The sequence below is a fragment of the Trinickia sp. EG282A genome (genome assembly GCF_040965455.1).
GTDB lineage: Bacteria > Pseudomonadota > Gammaproteobacteria > Burkholderiales > Burkholderiaceae > Trinickia > Trinickia symbiotica.
Window position 1 is genome coordinate 910,498 of the sequence record NZ_JBFRCC010000003.1, and the last position, 18,627, is coordinate 929,124.

The 18,627-nt window shown below is 65.0% G+C and carries 16 protein-coding genes; all 16 read right to left on the reverse strand.

The genetic code is table 11. The annotated features are described in order from the left end of the window. Nucleotides 1–57: 57 nt before the first annotated feature. The 16 genes from AB4Y31_RS18595 to gyrA all read right to left on the reverse strand — a co-directional run bounded on the left by AB4Y31_RS18595 (nucleotide 58) and on the right by gyrA (nucleotide 18,399). Nucleotides 58–417, reverse strand: coding sequence for a ComEA family DNA-binding protein (locus AB4Y31_RS18595; RefSeq protein ID WP_368675172.1), 360 nt, complete (start codon nucleotides 415–417; stop codon nucleotides 58–60). Nucleotides 418–498: 81 nt separating this feature from the next. Further along, on the reverse strand, nucleotides 499–1,491 hold the full coding sequence (gene rfaD / locus AB4Y31_RS18600) for an ADP-glyceromanno-heptose 6-epimerase (protein WP_368675173.1): 993 nt from the start codon (nucleotides 1,489–1,491) through the stop codon (nucleotides 499–501). Between the two features lie 104 nt (nucleotides 1,492–1,595). Then, entirely contained in the window at nucleotides 1,596–2,594 is a 999-nt protein-coding gene (rfaE1, locus tag AB4Y31_RS18605; RefSeq protein WP_368675338.1) for a D-glycero-beta-D-manno-heptose-7-phosphate kinase, read from the reverse strand. A gap of 22 nt (nucleotides 2,595–2,616) precedes the next feature. Continuing rightward, the gene (locus AB4Y31_RS18610; RefSeq protein WP_368675174.1) at nucleotides 2,617–4,035 is read right to left on the reverse strand and encodes a UDP-glucose/GDP-mannose dehydrogenase family protein; all 1,419 of its coding nucleotides are present in this window, start codon (nucleotides 4,033–4,035) and stop codon (nucleotides 2,617–2,619) included. Between the two features lie 57 nt (nucleotides 4,036–4,092). Continuing rightward, the gene (gene lapB, locus AB4Y31_RS18615; RefSeq protein ID WP_368675175.1) at nucleotides 4,093–5,268 is read right to left on the reverse strand and encodes a lipopolysaccharide assembly protein LapB; all 1,176 of its coding nucleotides are present in this window, start codon (nucleotides 5,266–5,268) and stop codon (nucleotides 4,093–4,095) included. A gap of 70 nt (nucleotides 5,269–5,338) precedes the next feature. After that, entirely contained in the window at nucleotides 5,339–5,632 is a 294-nt protein-coding gene (locus tag AB4Y31_RS18620) for a lipopolysaccharide assembly LapA domain-containing protein (protein ID WP_018439096.1), read from the reverse strand. A 325-nt stretch (nucleotides 5,633–5,957) separates the two neighbouring features. Continuing rightward, nucleotides 5,958–6,281, reverse strand: coding sequence for an integration host factor subunit beta (locus tag AB4Y31_RS18625; protein WP_018439097.1), 324 nt, complete (start codon nucleotides 6,279–6,281; stop codon nucleotides 5,958–5,960). Nucleotides 6,282–6,304: 23 nt separating this feature from the next. Continuing rightward, entirely contained in the window at nucleotides 6,305–8,017 is a 1,713-nt protein-coding gene (gene rpsA, locus AB4Y31_RS18630; protein ID WP_018439098.1) for a 30S ribosomal protein S1, read from the reverse strand. Nucleotides 8,018–8,223: 206 nt separating this feature from the next. After that, on the reverse strand, nucleotides 8,224–8,898 hold the full coding sequence (gene cmk, locus AB4Y31_RS18635; RefSeq protein ID WP_018439100.1) for a (d)CMP kinase: 675 nt from the start codon (nucleotides 8,896–8,898) through the stop codon (nucleotides 8,224–8,226). 7 nt (nucleotides 8,899–8,905) lie between these two features. Then, nucleotides 8,906–10,279 (reverse strand): 3-phosphoshikimate 1-carboxyvinyltransferase, encoded by a 1,374-nt coding sequence (gene aroA / locus AB4Y31_RS18640; protein WP_368675176.1) that lies wholly within the window; start codon nucleotides 10,277–10,279, stop codon nucleotides 8,906–8,908. A 47-nt stretch (nucleotides 10,280–10,326) separates the two neighbouring features. Then, nucleotides 10,327–11,265 carry a prephenate dehydrogenase gene (locus tag AB4Y31_RS18645; protein WP_368675177.1) on the reverse strand — a complete coding sequence of 313 codons (939 nt, stop codon included), beginning with the start codon at nucleotides 11,263–11,265 and terminating at the stop codon, nucleotides 10,327–10,329. A gap of 6 nt (nucleotides 11,266–11,271) precedes the next feature. Next, nucleotides 11,272–12,384, reverse strand: a complete 1,113-nt coding sequence (gene hisC / locus AB4Y31_RS18650) for a histidinol-phosphate transaminase (RefSeq protein WP_368675178.1) — start codon at nucleotides 12,382–12,384, stop codon at nucleotides 11,272–11,274. Nucleotides 12,385–12,454: 70 nt separating this feature from the next. After that, nucleotides 12,455–13,537: a prephenate dehydratase gene (pheA, locus tag AB4Y31_RS18655; RefSeq protein WP_368675339.1), complete on the reverse strand. Its 1,083-nt coding sequence runs from the start codon at nucleotides 13,535–13,537 to the stop codon at nucleotides 12,455–12,457. Between the two features lie 107 nt (nucleotides 13,538–13,644). Further along, nucleotides 13,645–14,727: a 3-phosphoserine/phosphohydroxythreonine transaminase gene (gene serC / locus AB4Y31_RS18660; RefSeq protein ID WP_368675179.1), complete on the reverse strand. Its 1,083-nt coding sequence runs from the start codon at nucleotides 14,725–14,727 to the stop codon at nucleotides 13,645–13,647. A gap of 297 nt (nucleotides 14,728–15,024) precedes the next feature. Beyond that, nucleotides 15,025–15,636, reverse strand: coding sequence for a DUF2059 domain-containing protein (locus AB4Y31_RS18665; protein ID WP_368675180.1), 612 nt, complete (start codon nucleotides 15,634–15,636; stop codon nucleotides 15,025–15,027). 153 nt (nucleotides 15,637–15,789) lie between these two features. Then, nucleotides 15,790–18,399 carry a DNA gyrase subunit A gene (gyrA, locus tag AB4Y31_RS18670; RefSeq protein ID WP_368675181.1) on the reverse strand — a complete coding sequence of 870 codons (2,610 nt, stop codon included), beginning with the start codon at nucleotides 18,397–18,399 and terminating at the stop codon, nucleotides 15,790–15,792. Nucleotides 18,400–18,627 lie beyond the last annotated feature (228 nt).

Consider the following 18,627-nt stretch of genomic DNA (forward strand, 5'->3'; position numbering starts at 1 on the left):
TGGAGGCCGCTCGCGCACGATGCGCGCGATGCGCACGATGGGGCCCCGAAACGTCGGCTACTGCCCTATCGCCATGGCGGCGGGACGCGCCTGCGCACGCGCGAGACCGCGCGCGGCGAACGCTCCGCTGGTAGGGGCATGTTCGATGGCGGGCCCGATCTCGAGGCCCTCGGCCTGCAACCGCTCGAGCGCACGACCGCCGATCCCTTTGACGCGCTGCGCCAGATCGGCCGCATCGCGGAAGGGGCCGCCGGCGGCGCGCTCGTCGAGAATCGCGCGTGCCTTCGCGGGCCCGATACCCTTGATGCTGATGAGCGCCGCCTCGTCGGCAGCATTGACATCCACAGCCGCGAATGCGTGGCTGTGGGCCGCGACGAGCGCGGCGGCGGCAAACCAGTGTAGAAATCGTCTGGACATGGGATCTCCGTTGAACGTGGCGGCCAGCCAGCCCTGGAAGGCCAACCGCGAGACCCCAGTGTAGGGAGAACGAAGCGCGTCTTACAGCTGGCCGAACAGCCAACGCACGTAACGATCGACGCCCTCTTGCACCGTCAGGAACGGCGCATCGTAGCCGGCGGCACGCAAGCGCGAGAGATCGGCTTGCGTGAAGCACTGATACTTGCCGCGCAGCGCGTCCGGGAACGGCACGTACTCGATGAGCCCGCGCTGCACGAGCTCGGCGAGCGAGAGCGCCGGCTGATTCTCGAGCGCGCGCAGCGTATTGACGACGGTCGAAGCAATATCGTTGAACGGCTGGGCACGGCCGGTGCCGAGGTTGAAGATGCCTGACTTCTCGGGATGATCGAAGAAGAACAGATTGACCTTGGCGACGTCCTCGACCGATACGAAATCGCGCGTCTGCTCACCCGCGGCATAGCCGTTGTACTCACCGAAAAGCTTGACCTTGCCCTCGGCTCGGAACTGATTGAAGTTGTGAAACGCGACCGAGGCCATGCGGCCCTTGTGCGCCTCCCGCGGCCCGTAGACGTTGAAGTAACGGAACCCGACGATCTGGCTTTTAGCGCTCGGCAGCACGCGTCGGATCACTTGGTCGAACAGGAATTTCGAATAGCCGTAGACGTTGAGCGGCGCTTCGACCTCACGGTCTTCGACGAACCGCGTCGAGCCGCCGTAGATCGCCGCCGACGACGCATACAGAAACTGCACCCCTTGTGCGAGGCATGCGTCGAGCACGGCGCGGCTATAGCGGAAGTTGTTGTCCATCATATAGCGGCCGTCGGTCTCCATCGTGTCCGAGCACGCACCTTCGTGAAACACGGCGCGCACCTGGCCGAACTCGCCGCGGGCAAAGCGCTCGACGAAATCGTTCTTGTCGAGGTAGTCGTCGATTTCGCAGTCGACGAGATTCTTGAACTTGTCGGCGCGCGTGAGATTGTCGACAGCGATGATGCGCGCCTCGCCGCGGTCATTGAGCGCCTTGACGATATTGCTGCCGACGAACCCCGCGGCTCCGGTGACGATGATGGTCATGATGGTAGGGCTAAGAAAATGAAAAACGCAAAAGCTGGAAAACGCAAAAGCGCGCGGGAAACGGAAGCGGGCGGCGGGCCCCTTTGCGTTTCCGATCAGCCGGTTCAACCGGCCGGCGCGAACAGTTCCTCGTAGTCGACGGTGGCCGTGCCGAGCTTGCCGACGACGATCCCCGCTGCGCGATTCGCGAGCACGATCGCATCGACGAGCGACAGGCGCGCGCCGAGCATGACGGCCAGCGTGGCGATGACAGTGTCGCCCGCACCGGACACATCGTACACTTCACGTGCGACAGCCGGCACGTGAAGCTCGCCGTCGGCCGTGAAAAGCGTCATCCCCTCTTCCGAGCGCGTGAGCAGCAAGCCGTCGAGCGCGAGCGACGTGCGCAGCGCCGTGACGCGCGCAAGCAGGTCTTCCTCGGACTTCCACTGTCCGACGACCTCGCGCAGCTCGGCCCGGTTCGGCGTGATCAGCGTCGCGCCGCGATAGCGCTCCCAGTCGTCGCCTTTCGGGTCGACGAGCACGGGCTTGCCGGCCGCGCGCGCCTTCTCGATCATCTGCGTGACGTGCGTAAGACCGCCCTTCGCGTAATCGGACAACAAGACGACATCTTGCGACGCGAGCAGCGCGTCGAAACGCGCCAGTCCCGCGAGCAACGCTTCGTGCGTCGGCATGTTTTCGAAATCCATCCGCAACAATTGCTGCTGACGGGAAAGCACGCGCAACTTGATCGTCGTGGAAAGCGCCGGGTCGCGTTCCAGGTGAGGCGCGACGCCGCTCACCTGCAACAGCTCGACGATCCGCTCACCGGGCTCGTCCCGCCCGACGACGCAGAGCAGCCCCGCCTGTGCGCCGAGGGCGGCCGCATTGCGCGCGACGTTGGCGGCGCCGCCGAGTCGATCTTCCTGCCGCTGCACGTGAACAACGGGCACCGGCGCCTCGGGCGAGATGCGGTTGACATCGCCGAACCAATAGCGATCCAGCATCACGTCCCCGACCACGAGCACGCGCGCCGCCGCGAGCCGTTCGCGTGGCACGACGGGCACCGCGGGCGCCGGTCCGGCGGCGGGAATCGGCGATGTCGCCGGACGAGCCGTCTGCATGGCTTGAACGCGCATGTCCGCGTCAGGCGCCGTGATCGGTCGAGGAGTGGATTGCGGTGTCGATTTGGACATGAGGGCGCCCGATCGCGTAGTAGTCGATGCCGAGCTCGGCCATCGCTTCCGGTTCGTAGAGATTGCGGCCGTCGAAAATGACGGAGGTTTTCAGCACCGACGTCATATGCATGAAATCGGGGCTCTTGAACTCCTTCCATTCGGTCAGGATCACGAGCGCGTCGGCATCCGGCAGCGCTTCTTCCTGCGAGCTCACGAGCGAGAGCCGCGCGAGCGCATCGGGCTCATGAGCCAGATCGAGCGCGAACACGCGCCGCGCTTCATCGAGCGCAACAGGATCGTAGGCGCGCACGCGAGCGCCGCGCGCGAGCAGCGCGGCAATCACGCGCCGGCTCGGCGCCTCGCGCATGTCGTCGGTGTTCGGCTTGAACGACAACCCCCAGACGGCGAACGTGCGCCCCGTCAGGTCGCGGCCGAGCACGTTCTCGATCTTTTGCACGAGCACTTCCTTTTGCTCATGGTTCACGTCCTCGACCGCTTCGAGAATGCGCAGTCGGTGCCCATTCTCGCCCGCGGTGCGCACGAGCGCCTGCACGTCTTTCGGAAAACACGAGCCGCCGTAGCCGACGCCCGCGTAGAGAAAGTGATAGCCGATGCGGGGATCCGAGCCGATGCCGCGTCGCACGGCTTCGATGTCGGCTCCGACGCGGTCGGCCAGATTCGACATCTCGTTCATGAACGAGATTCGCGTGGCCAGCATGGCGTTGGCCGCATACTTCGTGAACTCGGCCGAGCGGACGTCCATGTAGAGCGTGCGCTCGTGATTGCGGTTGAAAGGCGCATAGAGGCGCTTCATCTTCTCGCGCGCGAGCCGGCCCCGCTCGTCGTCGTCGATGCCGATCACGATGCGGTCCGGCCGCATGAAGTCCTCGACCGCCGCGCCTTCTTTGAGAAACTCCGGGTTCGAAACGACGGAGAACGCGTGAGCGTCGCTGCCGCCGGCGCCGCGCGCCTCGAGCTCGGCCATGACGACGGAACGCACGCGCTCGGCCGTGCCGACGGGCACCGTCGATTTGTCGACGATGACTTTGAAGCCATTCATATAGCGGCCGATATTGCGTGCCGCCTCGAGCACATATTGCAGATCGGCAGAACCGTCCTCGTCGGGCGGCGTGCCGACGGCGATGAACTGGATCTCGCCATGCTCGACGCTCGCTTTCACGTCCGTCGAAAACGTGATGCGCCCGTGAGCGCGCGTGCGCGCGATGATTTCCCGAAGCCCCGGCTCGTGGATCGGCACGCCGCCGTTATTGAGAATGTCGATCTTGCGCGGATCGACGTCGAGACAGAAGACGTCGTTGCCGATTTCCGCAAGACAGGCACCCGTGACAAGACCGACGTAACCCGTACCGATGATGGTGATTTTCATGAGCGTTCAAACGTTCACTGGTTGGGGCCGGCCGCTAACGGCAGCCGGCGAGCAACTTCATTGCGGCGTCGCGATCGGTTCGACCCGGCGCGGCGCATAGGTTTCCCAGCCGCTGCAGCCGGGGCACTGCCAATAGAAAAGCCTCGCCCGGAAACCGCAATTTTGGCACGTGTATCGTGGCAGATTTTTGGTGCGCTGCTTGATCAGCATGCGAATCAGCTCGAGCTCGCTGCGGCGCGGCTCTTCGGCCGCCGCCATTTGCGCCTCGATGAGCCGCGTCATGCCGGCGAGATTCGGCGATGCGCGCATTTGCTCGCGAGCCAACGTATGAGCGACGTCGTCGCCGCGCAACGCCGCGACGTGCGGGTAAGCGATATCGAGCAGGTCGCTCGATCCATAGCGCTTGACGTATTCCGTCAGCAGCGCGGCGCCTTCGTCCGCTCTCGAAAGAGCCGCGTAGGCCTTCATCAGTTTCTCGGCCACGAGCGGCAAATACGTGGCGTTCTGCTCTTCGACACGGCGCCAGGCCGCGATCGCAGCCTCATGCTCACCGGCGGCCGCGGCCACGTCGCCGGCCAATATCGTCGCCCGAACGTTCTGCGGGTTGGCCTCGAGCGCCAACGCAAGCTCGTCCGCCGCTTGCGCGCCGTTCTTCCGGTTGAGCGCCTCCTGCGCCAGCTCGCAACGAAACTGGGCAACCTCCTTGGCGAGCGATGGGGCGCCCATGGCCTCGAGCTTGGCGGCGGTCTCGATGGCCTTGCGCCATTCCTTTTCGATTTCGTAGATCGTCAACAGCGCGCGCTGCGCGGCGAGCGCATGCTCGCCGCTATCGAGCCGCGCGAACGTCTCTTCCGCACGATCGAGCAGGCCCGCCTTCAGAAAGTCCTGGCCGAGCTCGATCAGCGCGTGACTGTGCTCGTTGGCGGGCAAGTCGGCGCGGCTCAGCAGGTTCTGATGAATCCGGATCGCTCTGTCCGTCTCGCCGCGCCGCCGGAACAAGTTGCCGAGCGCGAAGTGAAGCTCGATCGTTTCGGGGTCGAGCTTGACGACTTCGATGAATGCATCGATGGCCTGGTCCGGCTGCTCGTTGAGCAGAAAATTGAGGCCGCGGAAATAGGACCGCGGAAGATTGGCGCTCTCGGAGAGCAGCGCTTTCAGGTCGTAGCGCGCCGCCATCCAACCGAGCGCGAACGCCACCGGGATGATGAGCAGCCACCAGAAATCGAGATCCATACGTGGGTGGACGTTGGTCGGTCAAACGATAGGAGAAAGGGGACGACCGCGGGCTCGCGAGCGTCGAGCGTCAGACCACAGGCGGTAGCGGCGGCTCGCTGACGGCAGCCGGCGTTTCGCGCGCCGTGCGCAATTCGCGCTTGAGCCGCCCGTTCTCGAACCTGAGCCGCACCACGGCCGGCAGCGCGGAAACGAGCCCGGCAAGCAGACCGACGCCGAAAAAGGCGAGGCCGATCAGGATCAACGGCGCTTGCCAGGCGTATCCGGCCAGGAAATTCAAAGTGGCGCTCTGCGTGTTCGCGAGCGCGAGCACGAGCAGCAGCACGAAGACCAGCGCACGGATCAACCAGACGATGACTTTCATAGGTCACTCTTGAGGGTAGGCTCAATCCAGGGCGGCGCCGCGCGAAACGCCCATGGACGAGAGCGGTAGGCAGCCAACTGAGCAGCTTCGGAATGCAACGGCCCCAGGGCGCGCCGGCGCCCTGGCGAAACGCCCCGTATTGTAATGGAAAGGCTCCATTCGTCGGGCGTGGTGCGTGCCAGCGAAAGACTGGAGGCTGCCCTCGCCGCGGTATCCGTCACCCACAAAAAAAGCGCCCTGAGGCGCTTTTTCTTTGCCATCGATCGGCATTCGATCGGTTGCCGGCAGTCGACTACGGCCGACGATGACGCTTGGCGCAGGGCGCTCACGCATCGTCGGCATCGTCGGCGACCTTCAGCGGCTCACCTGCGCGACGGTCCACCCGCTCCCGCAATTCCTTCCCGGGCTTGAAATGCGGCACGTGCTTTTCCGGCACGAGCACCTTCTCCCCGGACTTCGGATTGCGTCCCACACGGGAAGGACGACGATTGAGGCCGAAACTGCCGAAGCCGCGAATTTCGATGCGATGACCCTTGGCGAGCGCCTCGGACATCGCATCGAGCATCGTTTTCACCGCGAAATCCGCATCCTTCAAGACGAGTTGCGGAAATCGCGCTGCCAGCTGGGCGACCAATTCGGATTTGGTCATACTGCGGCCGACCTCTCAAGAGCTCACTGATTCTGGCCGTCGAGCTTGGCCTTCAACAGCGCGCCGAGGTTCGTCGTACCCGAAGCCGCCGCGCTCGTATCGGCTTGCAGACCGCGCATCGCCTCTTGTTGCTCGGCCGAATCCTTGGCCTTGATCGACAGGTTGATGCTGCGCGACTTGCGATCGATGTTGATGATCATCGCGTTGACCTTGTCGCCGTCCTTGAGCGCGTTGCGGGCATCCTCGACGCGGTCCTGCGCGATTTCCGACGCGCGCAGATAGCCTTCGACGTCAGCCGTGAGCGTGATCACCGCGCCCTTGGCATCGACCGACTTGACCGTGCCGTCGACGATCGAGCCCTTGTCGTTCATCGCAACGAAGTTGCTGAACGGATCGCCTTCGAGCTGCTTGATGCCGAGCGAAATGCGCTCCTTCTCGACGTCGATGCCGAGCACGACCGCTTCCACTTCGTCGCCCTTCTTGTACTTGCGGACGGCTTCTTCGCCCGACTCGCTCCACGAGAGATCCGACAGGTGGACGAGACCGTCGATGCCGCCAGGCAGGCCGATGAAGACACCGAAATCGGTGATCGACTTGATCGCGCCGCTGATCCGGTCGCCCTTCTTGAAGTTGCGGCTGAAGTCGTCCCAAGGATTCGGCTTGCACTGCTTCATGCCGAGGCTGATACGACGACGGTCTTCGTCGATCTCGAGCACCATGACTTCGACTTCGTCGCCGAGCTGAACGACCTTCGAAGGCGCAACGTTCTTGTTGGTCCAGTCCATTTCGGAAACGTGGACGAGACCTTCGATGCCCGACTCGACTTCGACGAACGCGCCGTAGTCAGTGATGTTCGTGACCTTGCCGAAAAGACGCGTGCCCGACGGGTAGCGGCGCGAGATGCCTTCCCACGGATCGTCTCCGAGCTGCTTGATGCCGAGCGAGACGCGGTTCTTTTCCTGGTCGAACTTGAGGATCTTCGCCGTGACTTCCTGGCCGACCGACAGCACTTCGCTCGGGTGACGCACGCGGCGCCATGCGATGTCGGTGATGTGCAGCAGGCCGTCGATCCCGCCGAGGTCGACGAACGCGCCGTAATCGGTGATGTTCTTGACGACGCCGTTGACGATCGCGCCTTCCTTCAGCGTCTCGAGCAGCTTCGCGCGCTCTTCGCCTTGCGTCGCCTCGATCACGGCACGGCGCGAGAGCACGACGTTGTTACGCTTGCGATCGAGCTTGATGACGCGGAATTCGAGCGTCTTGCCTTCGTAAGGAGTCGTATCCTTGACGGGGCGCGTGTCGACGAGCGAACCCGGCAGGAACGCGCGGATGCCGTTGACCATGACGGTCATGCCGCCCTTCACCTTGCCCGTGATCGTGCCGGTGACGAGCTCGTTGTTGTCGAGCGCCTTTTCCAGCGACAGCCACGAAGCGAGGCGCTTCGCCTTGTCGCGCGACAGGATCGTGTCGCCATAGCCGTTCTCGAGCGCGTCGATCGCGACCGAGACGAAGTCGCCCGCCTGCACTTCCACCTCGCCCTGATCGTTCAGGAATTCCTCGATCGGAATGTAGGCTTCGGACTTGAGACCCGCGTTGACGACCACGAAGTTGTGGTCGACGCGCACGACTTCGGCGGAGATGACTTCGCCCGCGCGCATGTCTTGCTTGGTCAGCGACTCTTCGAACAGAGCCGCGAAAGATTCGGTATTCGGGTTGGAGGTTTGCAGGTCGGACATAAAAATCGTATTTGCATGGCTTCGCGCGAAGCGCCTGGACTCGGCCTCGCGCTCGAATGAATCACGAGCGGGCACCGAACCGGGGCGCGCACAACGGCGAACGCCATACGGGGTTAAGGGTTAACACCACGTTTCACGCTTTCGCGCCCTCGGCCGCCATCATCCGCATCGACTTCCCGGCAACTTCGGACGCGCTCGCGAAACACCTACTGTGCCCCATACCACTGCACCACCTGATCGACGGCTTCGTCGATCGAAAGCGCGGAGGTATCGAGCAGCTTCGCATCTGCAGCGGGCTTGAGCGGCGCGGCGGCGCGGTTAGTATCGCGTGCGTCGCGCTCACGCAAATCCCGGAGCAAGTCATCCATATTAGCAGAAAAGCCTTTTTGGATCAATTGCTTATACCGCCGCTCCGCGCGTGCCTCGACACTCGCCGTCAGGAACACCTTCAGCGCCGCGTCGGGAAAGATCACCGTGCCCATGTCGCGGCCGTCGGCGACGAGCCCCGGCTGCTTGCGAAACGCGCGCTGGCGCGCCACGAGCGCCGCCCGCACCGGCTGGTGCACGGCAATCGCCGAAGCGCGGTTGCCGATGGCCTCGGCGCGGATGTCGTCCGATACGTCGACGCCGTCGAGCTGGGCCAGCCCCTCCCGAAACGTGATGTGGAGATCGTCGACGAGCGCGACTAGGGCATCGGCCGCATCGGGCGCCACGTCGTAGCGCAGGCTCGCGAGCGCGGCGAGCCGGTACAGCGCGCCGCTGTCGAGCAGGTGGAACCCGAGCCGAGCCGCCACGAGCGCGGCGACCGTGCCCTTGCCGGAGGCGGTCGGCCCGTCGATCGTGATGACGGGAGTCTGGTGGTAGGGACGGGTCGATTTCATCGGGCGGTCACGGTGCGACGAGCGTCTTGAAGCGGTCGAAGTAGTCGGGGAAGGTCTTCGCGACGCACTTCGGATCGTTGATGCGCACCGGCACCCCGAGGAGGCTCACGAGCGAAAAGCACATCGCCATCCGGTGGTCGTCGTAGGTGTCGATCGCCGCATTGGGCGTGAGCGCCGCGGGCGGCCTGACGGCAATGTAATCGGGCCCCTCCTCGATCGTGGCGCCGACTTTGCGCAACTCGTTCGCCATTGCCGCGATGCGGTCCGTCTCCTTCACGCGCCAGCTGCCGATGTTGCGCAAGCGCGTGACGCCGCGCGCGGAGAGCGCCGCGACGGCGAGCGTCATCGCCGCATCGGGAATCAGATTGCAGTCCATGTCGACGGGCTGGAGCCGGCCGTCGTCGTGGCCGACGCCGCGCACCTCGATCCAGTCCTCGCCCATCGAGACGTTGGCGCCCATTTGCGCAAGCGCCTCGGCGAACTCGACGTCGCCCTGAATGCTCGCGCGCCCGACGCCCTCGACACGGACGGGGCCGCCGCCGAGCGCGCCGGCCGCGAGAAAATACGAAGCCGACGATGCATCGCCTTCGACCATGATCGAGCCCGGCGACTTGTAGCGCACGCCGGCCGGCACGCGGAAACACCGCCACCCGTCACGCTCGACGATCACGCCGAAGCGCTCCATCAAACGCATCGTGATTTCCACATAGGGCTTCGAGATCAGCTCGCCGTCGACTTCGATCGTGATCATGTCGACCCGCTCGCCGACGCCCGCTCCCGCGCTCGAAGCGACCTCGGGCGCGCTGCCCGCCTCGCCCGCCGGCCGCTTCGCACGCACGAGCGGCAGCGTCATCAACAGTGCCGTCAGGAACTGGCTCGACACGTCGCCGCGCACGCGGATCGGGCCGTCGACCGCAATCTCCGCCGGGCGGATCCGAAGCGGCGGAAAGCCTTCGTTTTCTTCGTAGTCGATGCGCGCGCCAATCTGCCTCAAGCCATCGACGAGGTCACCGATCGGCCGCTCATGCATGCGCGGCACGCCGAATACGCGATAGTTGCCGCCGTTGACGGCGAGCGCGGCCGTCAGTGGCCGCACCGCAGTACCCGCGTTGCCGAGAAAGAGATCGGCCGACTTCGCCGTGAATGCGCCGCGCGTGCCCGTTACGGCACAGGTGTCGCCTTCGCGCACGAATCGAACGCCGAGCTTCGCGAGCGCGTCCAGCATGACGCGCGTATCGTCGGAATCGAGCAGGTTCGAGATCGTCGTTTCGCCCTCGGCGAGCGCGGCAAGCAGCAGCACGCGGTTGGAGATGCTCTTGGAGCCGGGCAGCCTGACGGTGCCCTCGGCATGGGAATACGGTCCGAGGTCGAGAAAGTCCATATCTGTCGGGTCCTGTTCGGGTCTGCTCCGGATCGTTCCGGATCGATTCATTTGGCGGCGAGATCGCCGGCCGGGCCGGAAGCCTGGGCGCCGCGCTCCTGCCACGCGGCACGTGCCTCGCGCGAGCGGGTGAAGACAGTTTCGAGCGTGGCGCCGTCGCCGGCCACGATCGCCGCGCGCAGCCGCGCGAGCACGGCCGCGTAGCCGTCGAGCTCGGCGAGCAGCGCAGTCCGGTTCGCCAAGCAAACGTCGCGCCACATTTCGGGGCTCGAAGCCGCGATCCGCGTAAAGTCGCGAAAGCCCCCCGCGGCAAACGAGAACTTCAACGCCGCGTCGGGCTCGCCGAGAATCTGCTCGACGAGCGCGAACGAGAGCAGATGCGGCAGATGGCTGACCGACGCGAACACGCGGTCGTGCTGCGCGGCTTCCATCGTCCGAACTTCGGCGCCGGCGGCCCGCCAAAGCGCCTCGATGCGCGCGACGTCGGCGGACCGGTTCTCGGGGAGCGGGCACAGCACGACGTTGCGCCCGACATAAAGATCGGGCAGCGCCGCCTCGACGCCGCTCGACTCGCGGCCCGCGATCGGATGACCCGGTATGAACCGCGCGATCGACGCGCCGAGCGCCGCGCGCGCGGCCGCCAGGACGTCCGTTTTGGTGCTGCCGGCATCGGTGACGAGCGTCGTCTCGCCGAGAAACGGCGCGATCCGCGCGAGCAGCGGCTCGGTCTGAGCGACGGGCGCCGCGATGAGGACGAGGTCGGCCCCGCCAAGCGCGCGGCGCAAAGCGTCGTCGTCGTCGAGCGCCGCGACCTCGTCGACGACGCCGAGCGCCTTCGCCCGCTCGGCCGTGGCGAGCGAGCGGCCGACGCCGACGACGATGCCGCCCGCCGCCGCCCGCCCGCCTTCGCGCAACGCGCGCGCGAGCGAGCCGCCGATCAGGCCGACGCCGAAAATGACGAGTTTCTCGAAAGTGAATGAAGTCACGACGGCTCAGCCCACCGCGAGTGCCTGCTCGAGCGCCGCGATGAACGCCTCGTTTTCCTCGGGCAGGCCGATGGTCACGCGCAGCCACTGCGGCAACCCGTAGTTGCCGACGGGCCGCACGATCACGCCCGCCTTCAGCAGCGCGAGATTGACGCGCGCGCCCGCGCCGTCGTCATTGCCGACGCGCACGAGCACGAAGTTGCCGAACGATGGCACGTACTCGAGTCCGAGCTTGTCGAACGCCTCGGTCAAGCGCCGATAGCCGGCCGCGTTCAGCGCGGCGCTCTTTTCGAGGAACGCGCGATCGCCGAGCGCGGCAACGGCGGCGGCCTGCGCGATCGTATTGACGTTGAACGGCTGCCGCAGACGGTTCAGCAAATCGGTCAGCTCAGGCTGCGCGATCGCAAAGCCGACGCGCAACCCGGCGAGGCCGTAGGCCTTCGAAAAAGTCCGCGAGACCAGCAGGTTGGAATAGCGGCGCACCCAGGCGATCGAGTCGTAGCGCTTCTCGACGGGCAGGTACTCGGTGTAGGCCTCGTCGAGCACGACGACGACGTTCTTCGGCACCTTCTCGAGAAACGCCTCGAGCGCGGGCCCTTCGATGAACGTGCCGGTCGGGTTGTTCGGATTCGCGATGAAGATGAGGCGCGTGTCGGGTTCGATCGAGCGCAGCATCGCATCGAGGTCATGACCGTACTTGACGGCCGGCGTTACGATCGCGCGTGCGCCGAGCCCTTGAGTCGCAAGCGCATAAACGGCGAAGGAGTATTGCGCGTAGACAATCGATTGCCCTTTTTCGACGAACGCATGCGCGGCGAGCTCGAGGATGTCGTTGCTGCCGTTACCGAGCGTGATCCACTCGGCCGGCACCTCGTATCGCTTGGCGAGCGCCTCTTTCAGCTCGAAGGCATTCGAATCGGGATAACGGCCCAGCTCCGCCACGGCCGCCGCCATGGCGGCCTTCGCCGAGTCGGGCATGCCGAGCGGATTCTCGTTCGATGCGAGCTTCACGATGCGCGCCTCGTCGAGCCCGAACTCGCGCGCGACTTCCGAGATCGGCTTGCCGGCGATGTAGGGCGCGATCTGGCGCACGTAGGAAGGGCCGTATTGCATGGTCATATATGTCTCCAGGGCAAACGTCTCTCTCGACTGAGTACGGAATGGATCGTGGATGGCGGCGGCGCGCGCTTCAGCGCGAGCGCGGATACGAGCCGAGAATTTTGAGGAACGCCGCCTTTGTCCCGAGTTCGGCGAGGGCCGCCGCCACCGACGCATCGTCGCGATGGCCCTCGACATCGATATAGAAGTAGTACTCCCACGTCCCCATGCGCGCGGGCCGCGATTCGAAGCGCGTCATCGAGACGCCGTGCTTCGCGAGGGGCTCGAGCAGCTTGAAGACGGCACCCGGCTCGTTTTTGACCGAGACGATCAGCGAAGTCAGGTCGTAGCCGCTCACGCCGGCCGGCGCACGGCCGATGACGACGAAACGCGTGCGGTTGTGCGGATCATCCTGAATCGCCGCATGGACGATCTGCAGCCCGTAACGCGAGGCGGCGCGCTCGCCGGCGATGGCGGCGACACCGGGATCTTCCGCCGCCAGCCGCGCCCCTTCCGCGTTGCTCGACACGGCCTGGCGCTCGACATGCGGCAGATTCGCGGCGAGCCAGCGCTGGCACTGCGCGAGCGACTGCGCATGCGCGCAAACGCGCGTGACGCCGGTCACACCGCCGCCTTGCGTGAGCAGGTTGTGGCGGATCGGCAGCACGATTTCGCCGCCGATCAAGAGCTGCGTCTGCAAGAGCAGATCGAGCGTACGCGCGACGGCTCCCTCGCTCGAGTTCTCGACGGGCACGACGCCGTATTCCGCGCTTCCCGCTTCGACGGCGCGAAACACCTCGTCGATCGTGAGGCATGGCACGCCCTCGATCGAATGCCCGAAATACTCATGCACCGCTTCTTCGCTATAGGTGCCGAGCGGACCGAGAAACGCCGCGGTAATTGGCCGCTCGAGCGCACGACTCGCCGCCATGATCTCGCGCCAGATGGCGTCGATGTGATCGTCGGCGAGCGGCCCGCCGCTCATCCGCTGCAGACGCGCGATGACCTGCTGCTCGCGCTCCGGCCGAAACACCGGTGCGTTGTAGTCCTTCTTGACCTCGCCCACTTCGAGCGCGATCGCCGCACGCTGGTTGAGCAGCGCAATCAACTGCTCGTCGATCGCATCGATGCGGTCGCGCAGCGGCTTCAATTTTGAATTCAGTTCGTCGTCCATGCGTGAAACGGCCATGTCGAAAGTCGGCATGCGGCCGGTGCCCTCGCGTCGATCGCCATCCGGCGGATCGACACGCGATGCATCCGGCGCGCGCCCGGTTTCGCGCGTCATGCGCGGTCCTTTTCGAATTCCTTCATATACTCGACGAGCGCCTTGACGCCTTCGAGCGGCACCGCGTTGTAGATCGACGCCCGCATGCCGCCGACGGACTTGTGGCCCTTCAGCTGCATCAGCCCGCGCGCTTTCGCGCCGGCAAGGAAATCTTCATTGCGCGACTCGTCCGCGAGAAAGAACGGCACGTTCATCCGCGAACGCGAAGCGCGTTCGACCTTGTTGATATAAAAGTCGCTCGCGTCGATCGTGTCGTAAAGAAGCTTCGACTTCTCGACGTTGCGCGCCTCGATCGCCCGCACGCCGCCCTGGCGCTTCAGCCACTTGAAGACGAGCCCCGCGATGTAGATCGCGTAGGTGGGCGGTGTGTTGTACATCGAGTTGTTCGCGGCGACGGTCTTCCACTCGAACGCCGACGGGCAGATCGCCAGCGCCCGCTCGAGCAAGTCCTCGCGCACGACGACGAGCGTCACGCCCGCCATGCCGATGTTCTTCTGCGCGCCGCCAAACAGCACGCCGAACTTGGCGACATCGAGCGGGCGCGACAGCACGTGCGAGGAGACATCCGCGACGAGCGGTATGTCGCCGAGATCGGGGATGTCGAACGTCTCGACGCCGTGGATCGTCTCGTTCGTGCAGAGATGGACGTACGCCGGATCGTCGGACAGTTGCCATTCGGCGCGCCGCGGCGCGCGCGTGAAGCCGTCGGACGTCTCGCCGCTCGCGGCGAGGTGCGGCGTGCAGTACTTCGCCGCCTCCTTGAACGATTTGTTCGACCACGAGCCCGTCACGACGAAATCGGCCGTCTTGCGCGAGCCGAGCATGTTCATCGGGACGATCGCGTTCTCGGCCAGTCCGCCACCCTGCATGAAAAGGATGTGATGGCTCGCGGGCACTTCGAGCAGCTCGCGCAGATCGCTCAGCGCCTCTTCGTGGATCGACATGAACTCGCGCCCGCGATGGCTCATCTCCATCACGCTCATGCCGCTGCCGTGCCAATCGAGCATTTCTTCGGCCGCTTGACGCAGGACCTCCTCCGGCATGGCGGCCGGCCCGGCAGCGAAGTTGAAGACGCGCATCGTGAAAAACCCCTGAGATCGATGGTGAAGCGCTGCGGCGAATGCGGACGGCTTGGCGCCGACAGGCCCGGCTGCGAGAGGCCGATGCAGTCGAAAAAAGAAAAATGGCCGTCCGCGCATATCGCGCAAACGACCATTTTATCGCACTGCCGTATAAACGACGACGGAACGCGCCTGATGCCTGGCGCCAAAGCCTCCGTTCGGAAGGCCCAAGGCACGTCGGGCAGGGTGCCGCAGCCCCAGCCGTCGCCACGACCACGGCCGCCCGAGAGCGGCCGATGCTGCTCGCCGCCCGGCTTACTTGGCCGCCGGCTTGACTCCCGCGACTTCCTTGTCGGCCTGATCGCGCGTCGCCTTGATCGATTGCGGCATGTACTTCTGCATGAGGCCGTTCACAACGTCGCGGCCCACCTGGTCTTGCACCTCGATGAACTTGCGGCCGGTCGGGCTCTTGTAGAACGTCGTCAGGTCCTTGATTTCCTGCGTCGTGTAGTACTTCGCGTAGGCTTCATATTGAGCCTGCATCGCGTCCTGGCGGAACTGGTCGCTCGCGAAAACCTGGCCGGCCGAGTCGACGAGCTTCGGCACCGCGTTCTTCTGCAGAGCGGGCACGGCAGCCTGCTTCTGCTTATCGGTCATCGTCTTGTTCTCGGTCAACGCGTCCGACAGAATCGCCGGAACGAGCTGCTTTGCCTGCATCTGCGCGCTGTTGCCGATCGCGCTGACGAGTTTTTGCGCGTCGATCGCGGCAAGCAGTTCCTTGATCGCGCCTTGCTTGGCCGGATCGTTCGCATCGGCGGCCGGTGCCGGCGCCGCCGGAGCCGACTGCTGCGACTGGAGCGCTTGCGCCATCGCGAAGGTCGGCACGAAGGCGGCCAGCAGCATCCATTGCTTGAAACGTCGTTGCATCTTCACTCCCTCTAAAAAATAAGTCGATTTTCTCGCGCGCGTGGCTCGCAGCTTACGCTGCGCGGCCCTCTCCCCCGCCATTCGCGCGTCATGGCCGAGTACTGTCCGCCGAGCGCAAAACGCCGTTCGGCGAGACGTCCATCCATGTGTCGATCAGGCTTCGCCGCCCTCGCCGTTGCCGTCCTCGGCGCCTTCCGCATCCGCGTCCGCTTCGGCGATCTTCTGAAGACCGGAGAGTTTCGTGCCTTCGTCAAGGCTGATGAGTGTAACACCCTGCGTCGCGCGGCCCATCTCGCGGATCTCCGAGACGCGCGTGCGGATCAGCACACCCGTCGTCGTGATCAGCATGATTTCGTCCTCGGCGTCGACGAGCGTTGCCGCGACCACCTTGCCATTGCGCTCCGACGTCTGGATCGCGATCATCCCCTTCGTGCCGCGGCCGTGCCGCGTGTACTCGGCAATCGGCGTGCGCTTGCCGTAGCCGTTCTCGGTTGCCGTCAGCACCGACTGCGTCTCGCTGCCCGCCACGAGCATCGCGATGACCTGCTGCCCCTCCTCGAGCTGCATGCCGCGCACGCCGCGCGCCTCGCGGCCCATCGGGCGAACGTCGTTTTCGTCGAAGCGCACCGCCTTGCCCGCGTCGGAGAACAGCATCACATCGTGCTGGCCGTCCGTGATCGCGGCGCCGATCAGATAATCGCCCTCGTCGAGCCCGACGGCAATAATACCTTTGCGCAATGGTCTGCTGAAAGCCTCGAGCGGCGTCTTCTTCACCGTGCCGAGCGACGTCGTCATGAAAACGAATTTGTCGGCCGAAAATTCCTTGACCGGCAAGACGACGTTGATCTTTTCACCTTCTTGCAGCGGGAACATATTGACGATCGGCCGCCCGCGCGAATTACGCGAGCCTTGCGGCACCTCGTAGACCTTCACCCAATAGACGCGTCCGCGGTTCGAGAAGCAGAGAATGTGGTCGTGCGTATTCGCGATGAAGAGCGTGTCGATCCAGTCGTCTTCCTTCATCTGCGTGGCCTGCTTGCCGCGCCCGCCGCGCTTTTGCGCCCGATATTCGGAAAGCGGCTGCGACTTCACGTAGCCCGCGTGCGACATCGTGACGACCATATCCTGCGGCGTAATCAGATCCTCGGTGTTGAGCTCGGTCGCGTTGAGCTCGAGCGTCGAGCGGCGCGCATCGCCGAACTCGGCCTTCACCGCGGCGAGCTCGTCGCCGATGATCGTCGTGATCCGCTCGGGGCGCGCGAGAATGTCGAGCAGATCGGCGATCTGCGCCATCACCTCGCGATACTCGCCGATGATCTTGTCCTGCTCGAGGCCCGTGAGGCGTTGCAGGCGCATCTGCAGAATTTCCTGCGCCTGCGTATCGGAAAGCTTGTAGAGCCCGTCGCCCTGCATGCCGAACGCCGGGTTCAGCCCTTCGGGCCGGTAGGCTTCGCGCCCGCCCGCCGCCGCATTGTCGGTTTCGGCGCGCGTCAGCATCTCGCGCACGAGCGACGAATCCCAGGCGCGCGCCATCAGCTCCTGCTTCGCGATCGGCGGCGTGGGCGCCGCCTTGATGATGGCGATGAATTCGTCGATGTTCGCGAGCGCGACCGCCAGGCCCTCGAGCACGTGGCCGCGCTCGCGCGCCTTGCGCAGCTCGTAGACGGTGCGCCGCGTGAGCACCTCGCGCCGGTGCGAGAGGAACGCCTCGAGCATTTCCCTCAGATTGAGGAGCTTCGGCTGGTTGTCGACGAGCGCGACGAGATTGATGCCGAACGTATCCTGGAGCTGCGTCGCCTTGTACAGATTATTGAGGACGACTTCGGGCACCTCGCCGCGCTTGAGCTCGATCACGACGCGCATGCCGCTCTTGTCGGACTCGTCGCGAATATCGGAAATGCCCTCGAGCTTCTTCTCGTTGACGAGCTCGGCGATGCGCTCGAGCAGCGAGCGCTTGTTGACCTGATAGGGGAGCTCGTCGACGATGATCGCCATGCGCTGGCCGCGGTCGATCTCCTCGAAATGCGTCTTCGCGCGCATCACGACGCGCCCGCGGCCCGTGCGGTAGCCCTCGCGCACGCCGGCGAGGCCGTAGATGATGCCGCCGGTCGGGAAATCGGGCGCCGGGATGATTTCCAGGAGCTCGTCGATGCCCGCGGCCGGATTCTTCAGAAGATGCTGGCAGGCGTCGACGACCTCGCCGAGATTGTGCGGCGGAATGTTCGTCGCCATCCCGACCGCGATGCCCGACGAGCCGTTGATCAGCAGGTTCGGAATGCGCGCGGGCAGAATCAGCGGCTCGTTCTCGCTGCCGTCGTAGTTCGGTCCGAAGTCGACCGTTTCCTTATCGATGTCGGCGAGCAGCTCGTGGCCGATCTTCGCCATGCGAATTTCGGTGTACCGCATCGCCGCGGCGTTGTCGCCGTCGACCGAACCGAAATTGCCCTGCCCGTCGACGAGCATGTAGCGCAGCGAAAAGTGCTGCGCCATGCGCACGATCGTGTCGTAGACCGCCTGATCGCCGTGCGGATGGTACTTACCGATAACGTCGCCGACGATACGCGCCGACTTCTTATAGGCGCGATTCCAGTCGTTGTTGAGCTCGTGCATCGCGTAGAGGACGCGCCGGTGCACGGGCTTCAGGCCGTCCCGGACGTCGGGAAGCGCGCGCCCCACGATGACGCTCATCGCGTACTCGATGTACGAGCGGCGCATTTCCTCCTCGAGGGAGATGGGCAGAGTCTCTTTGGCGAATTGATCCATTATCCGTGTCTTGTTCAGGCGAGGACGAGCCCGGACAGGCGTTTCGACGACGGCCGGCAGGATGCGCCGACCTTTGTCCGACCGCCTAGAGTCGCCTCAATCCGGTTCGTTCCCGCACGGCCCAAGCGAGCGCCGGGCATCACGCGATTCTAACACGCGGCAGACGCCCGCCCGCCGCGGGTACGTATCCCCCATTGAGGAAAGTCGGGAAGGCGTTGTCGAGGCATT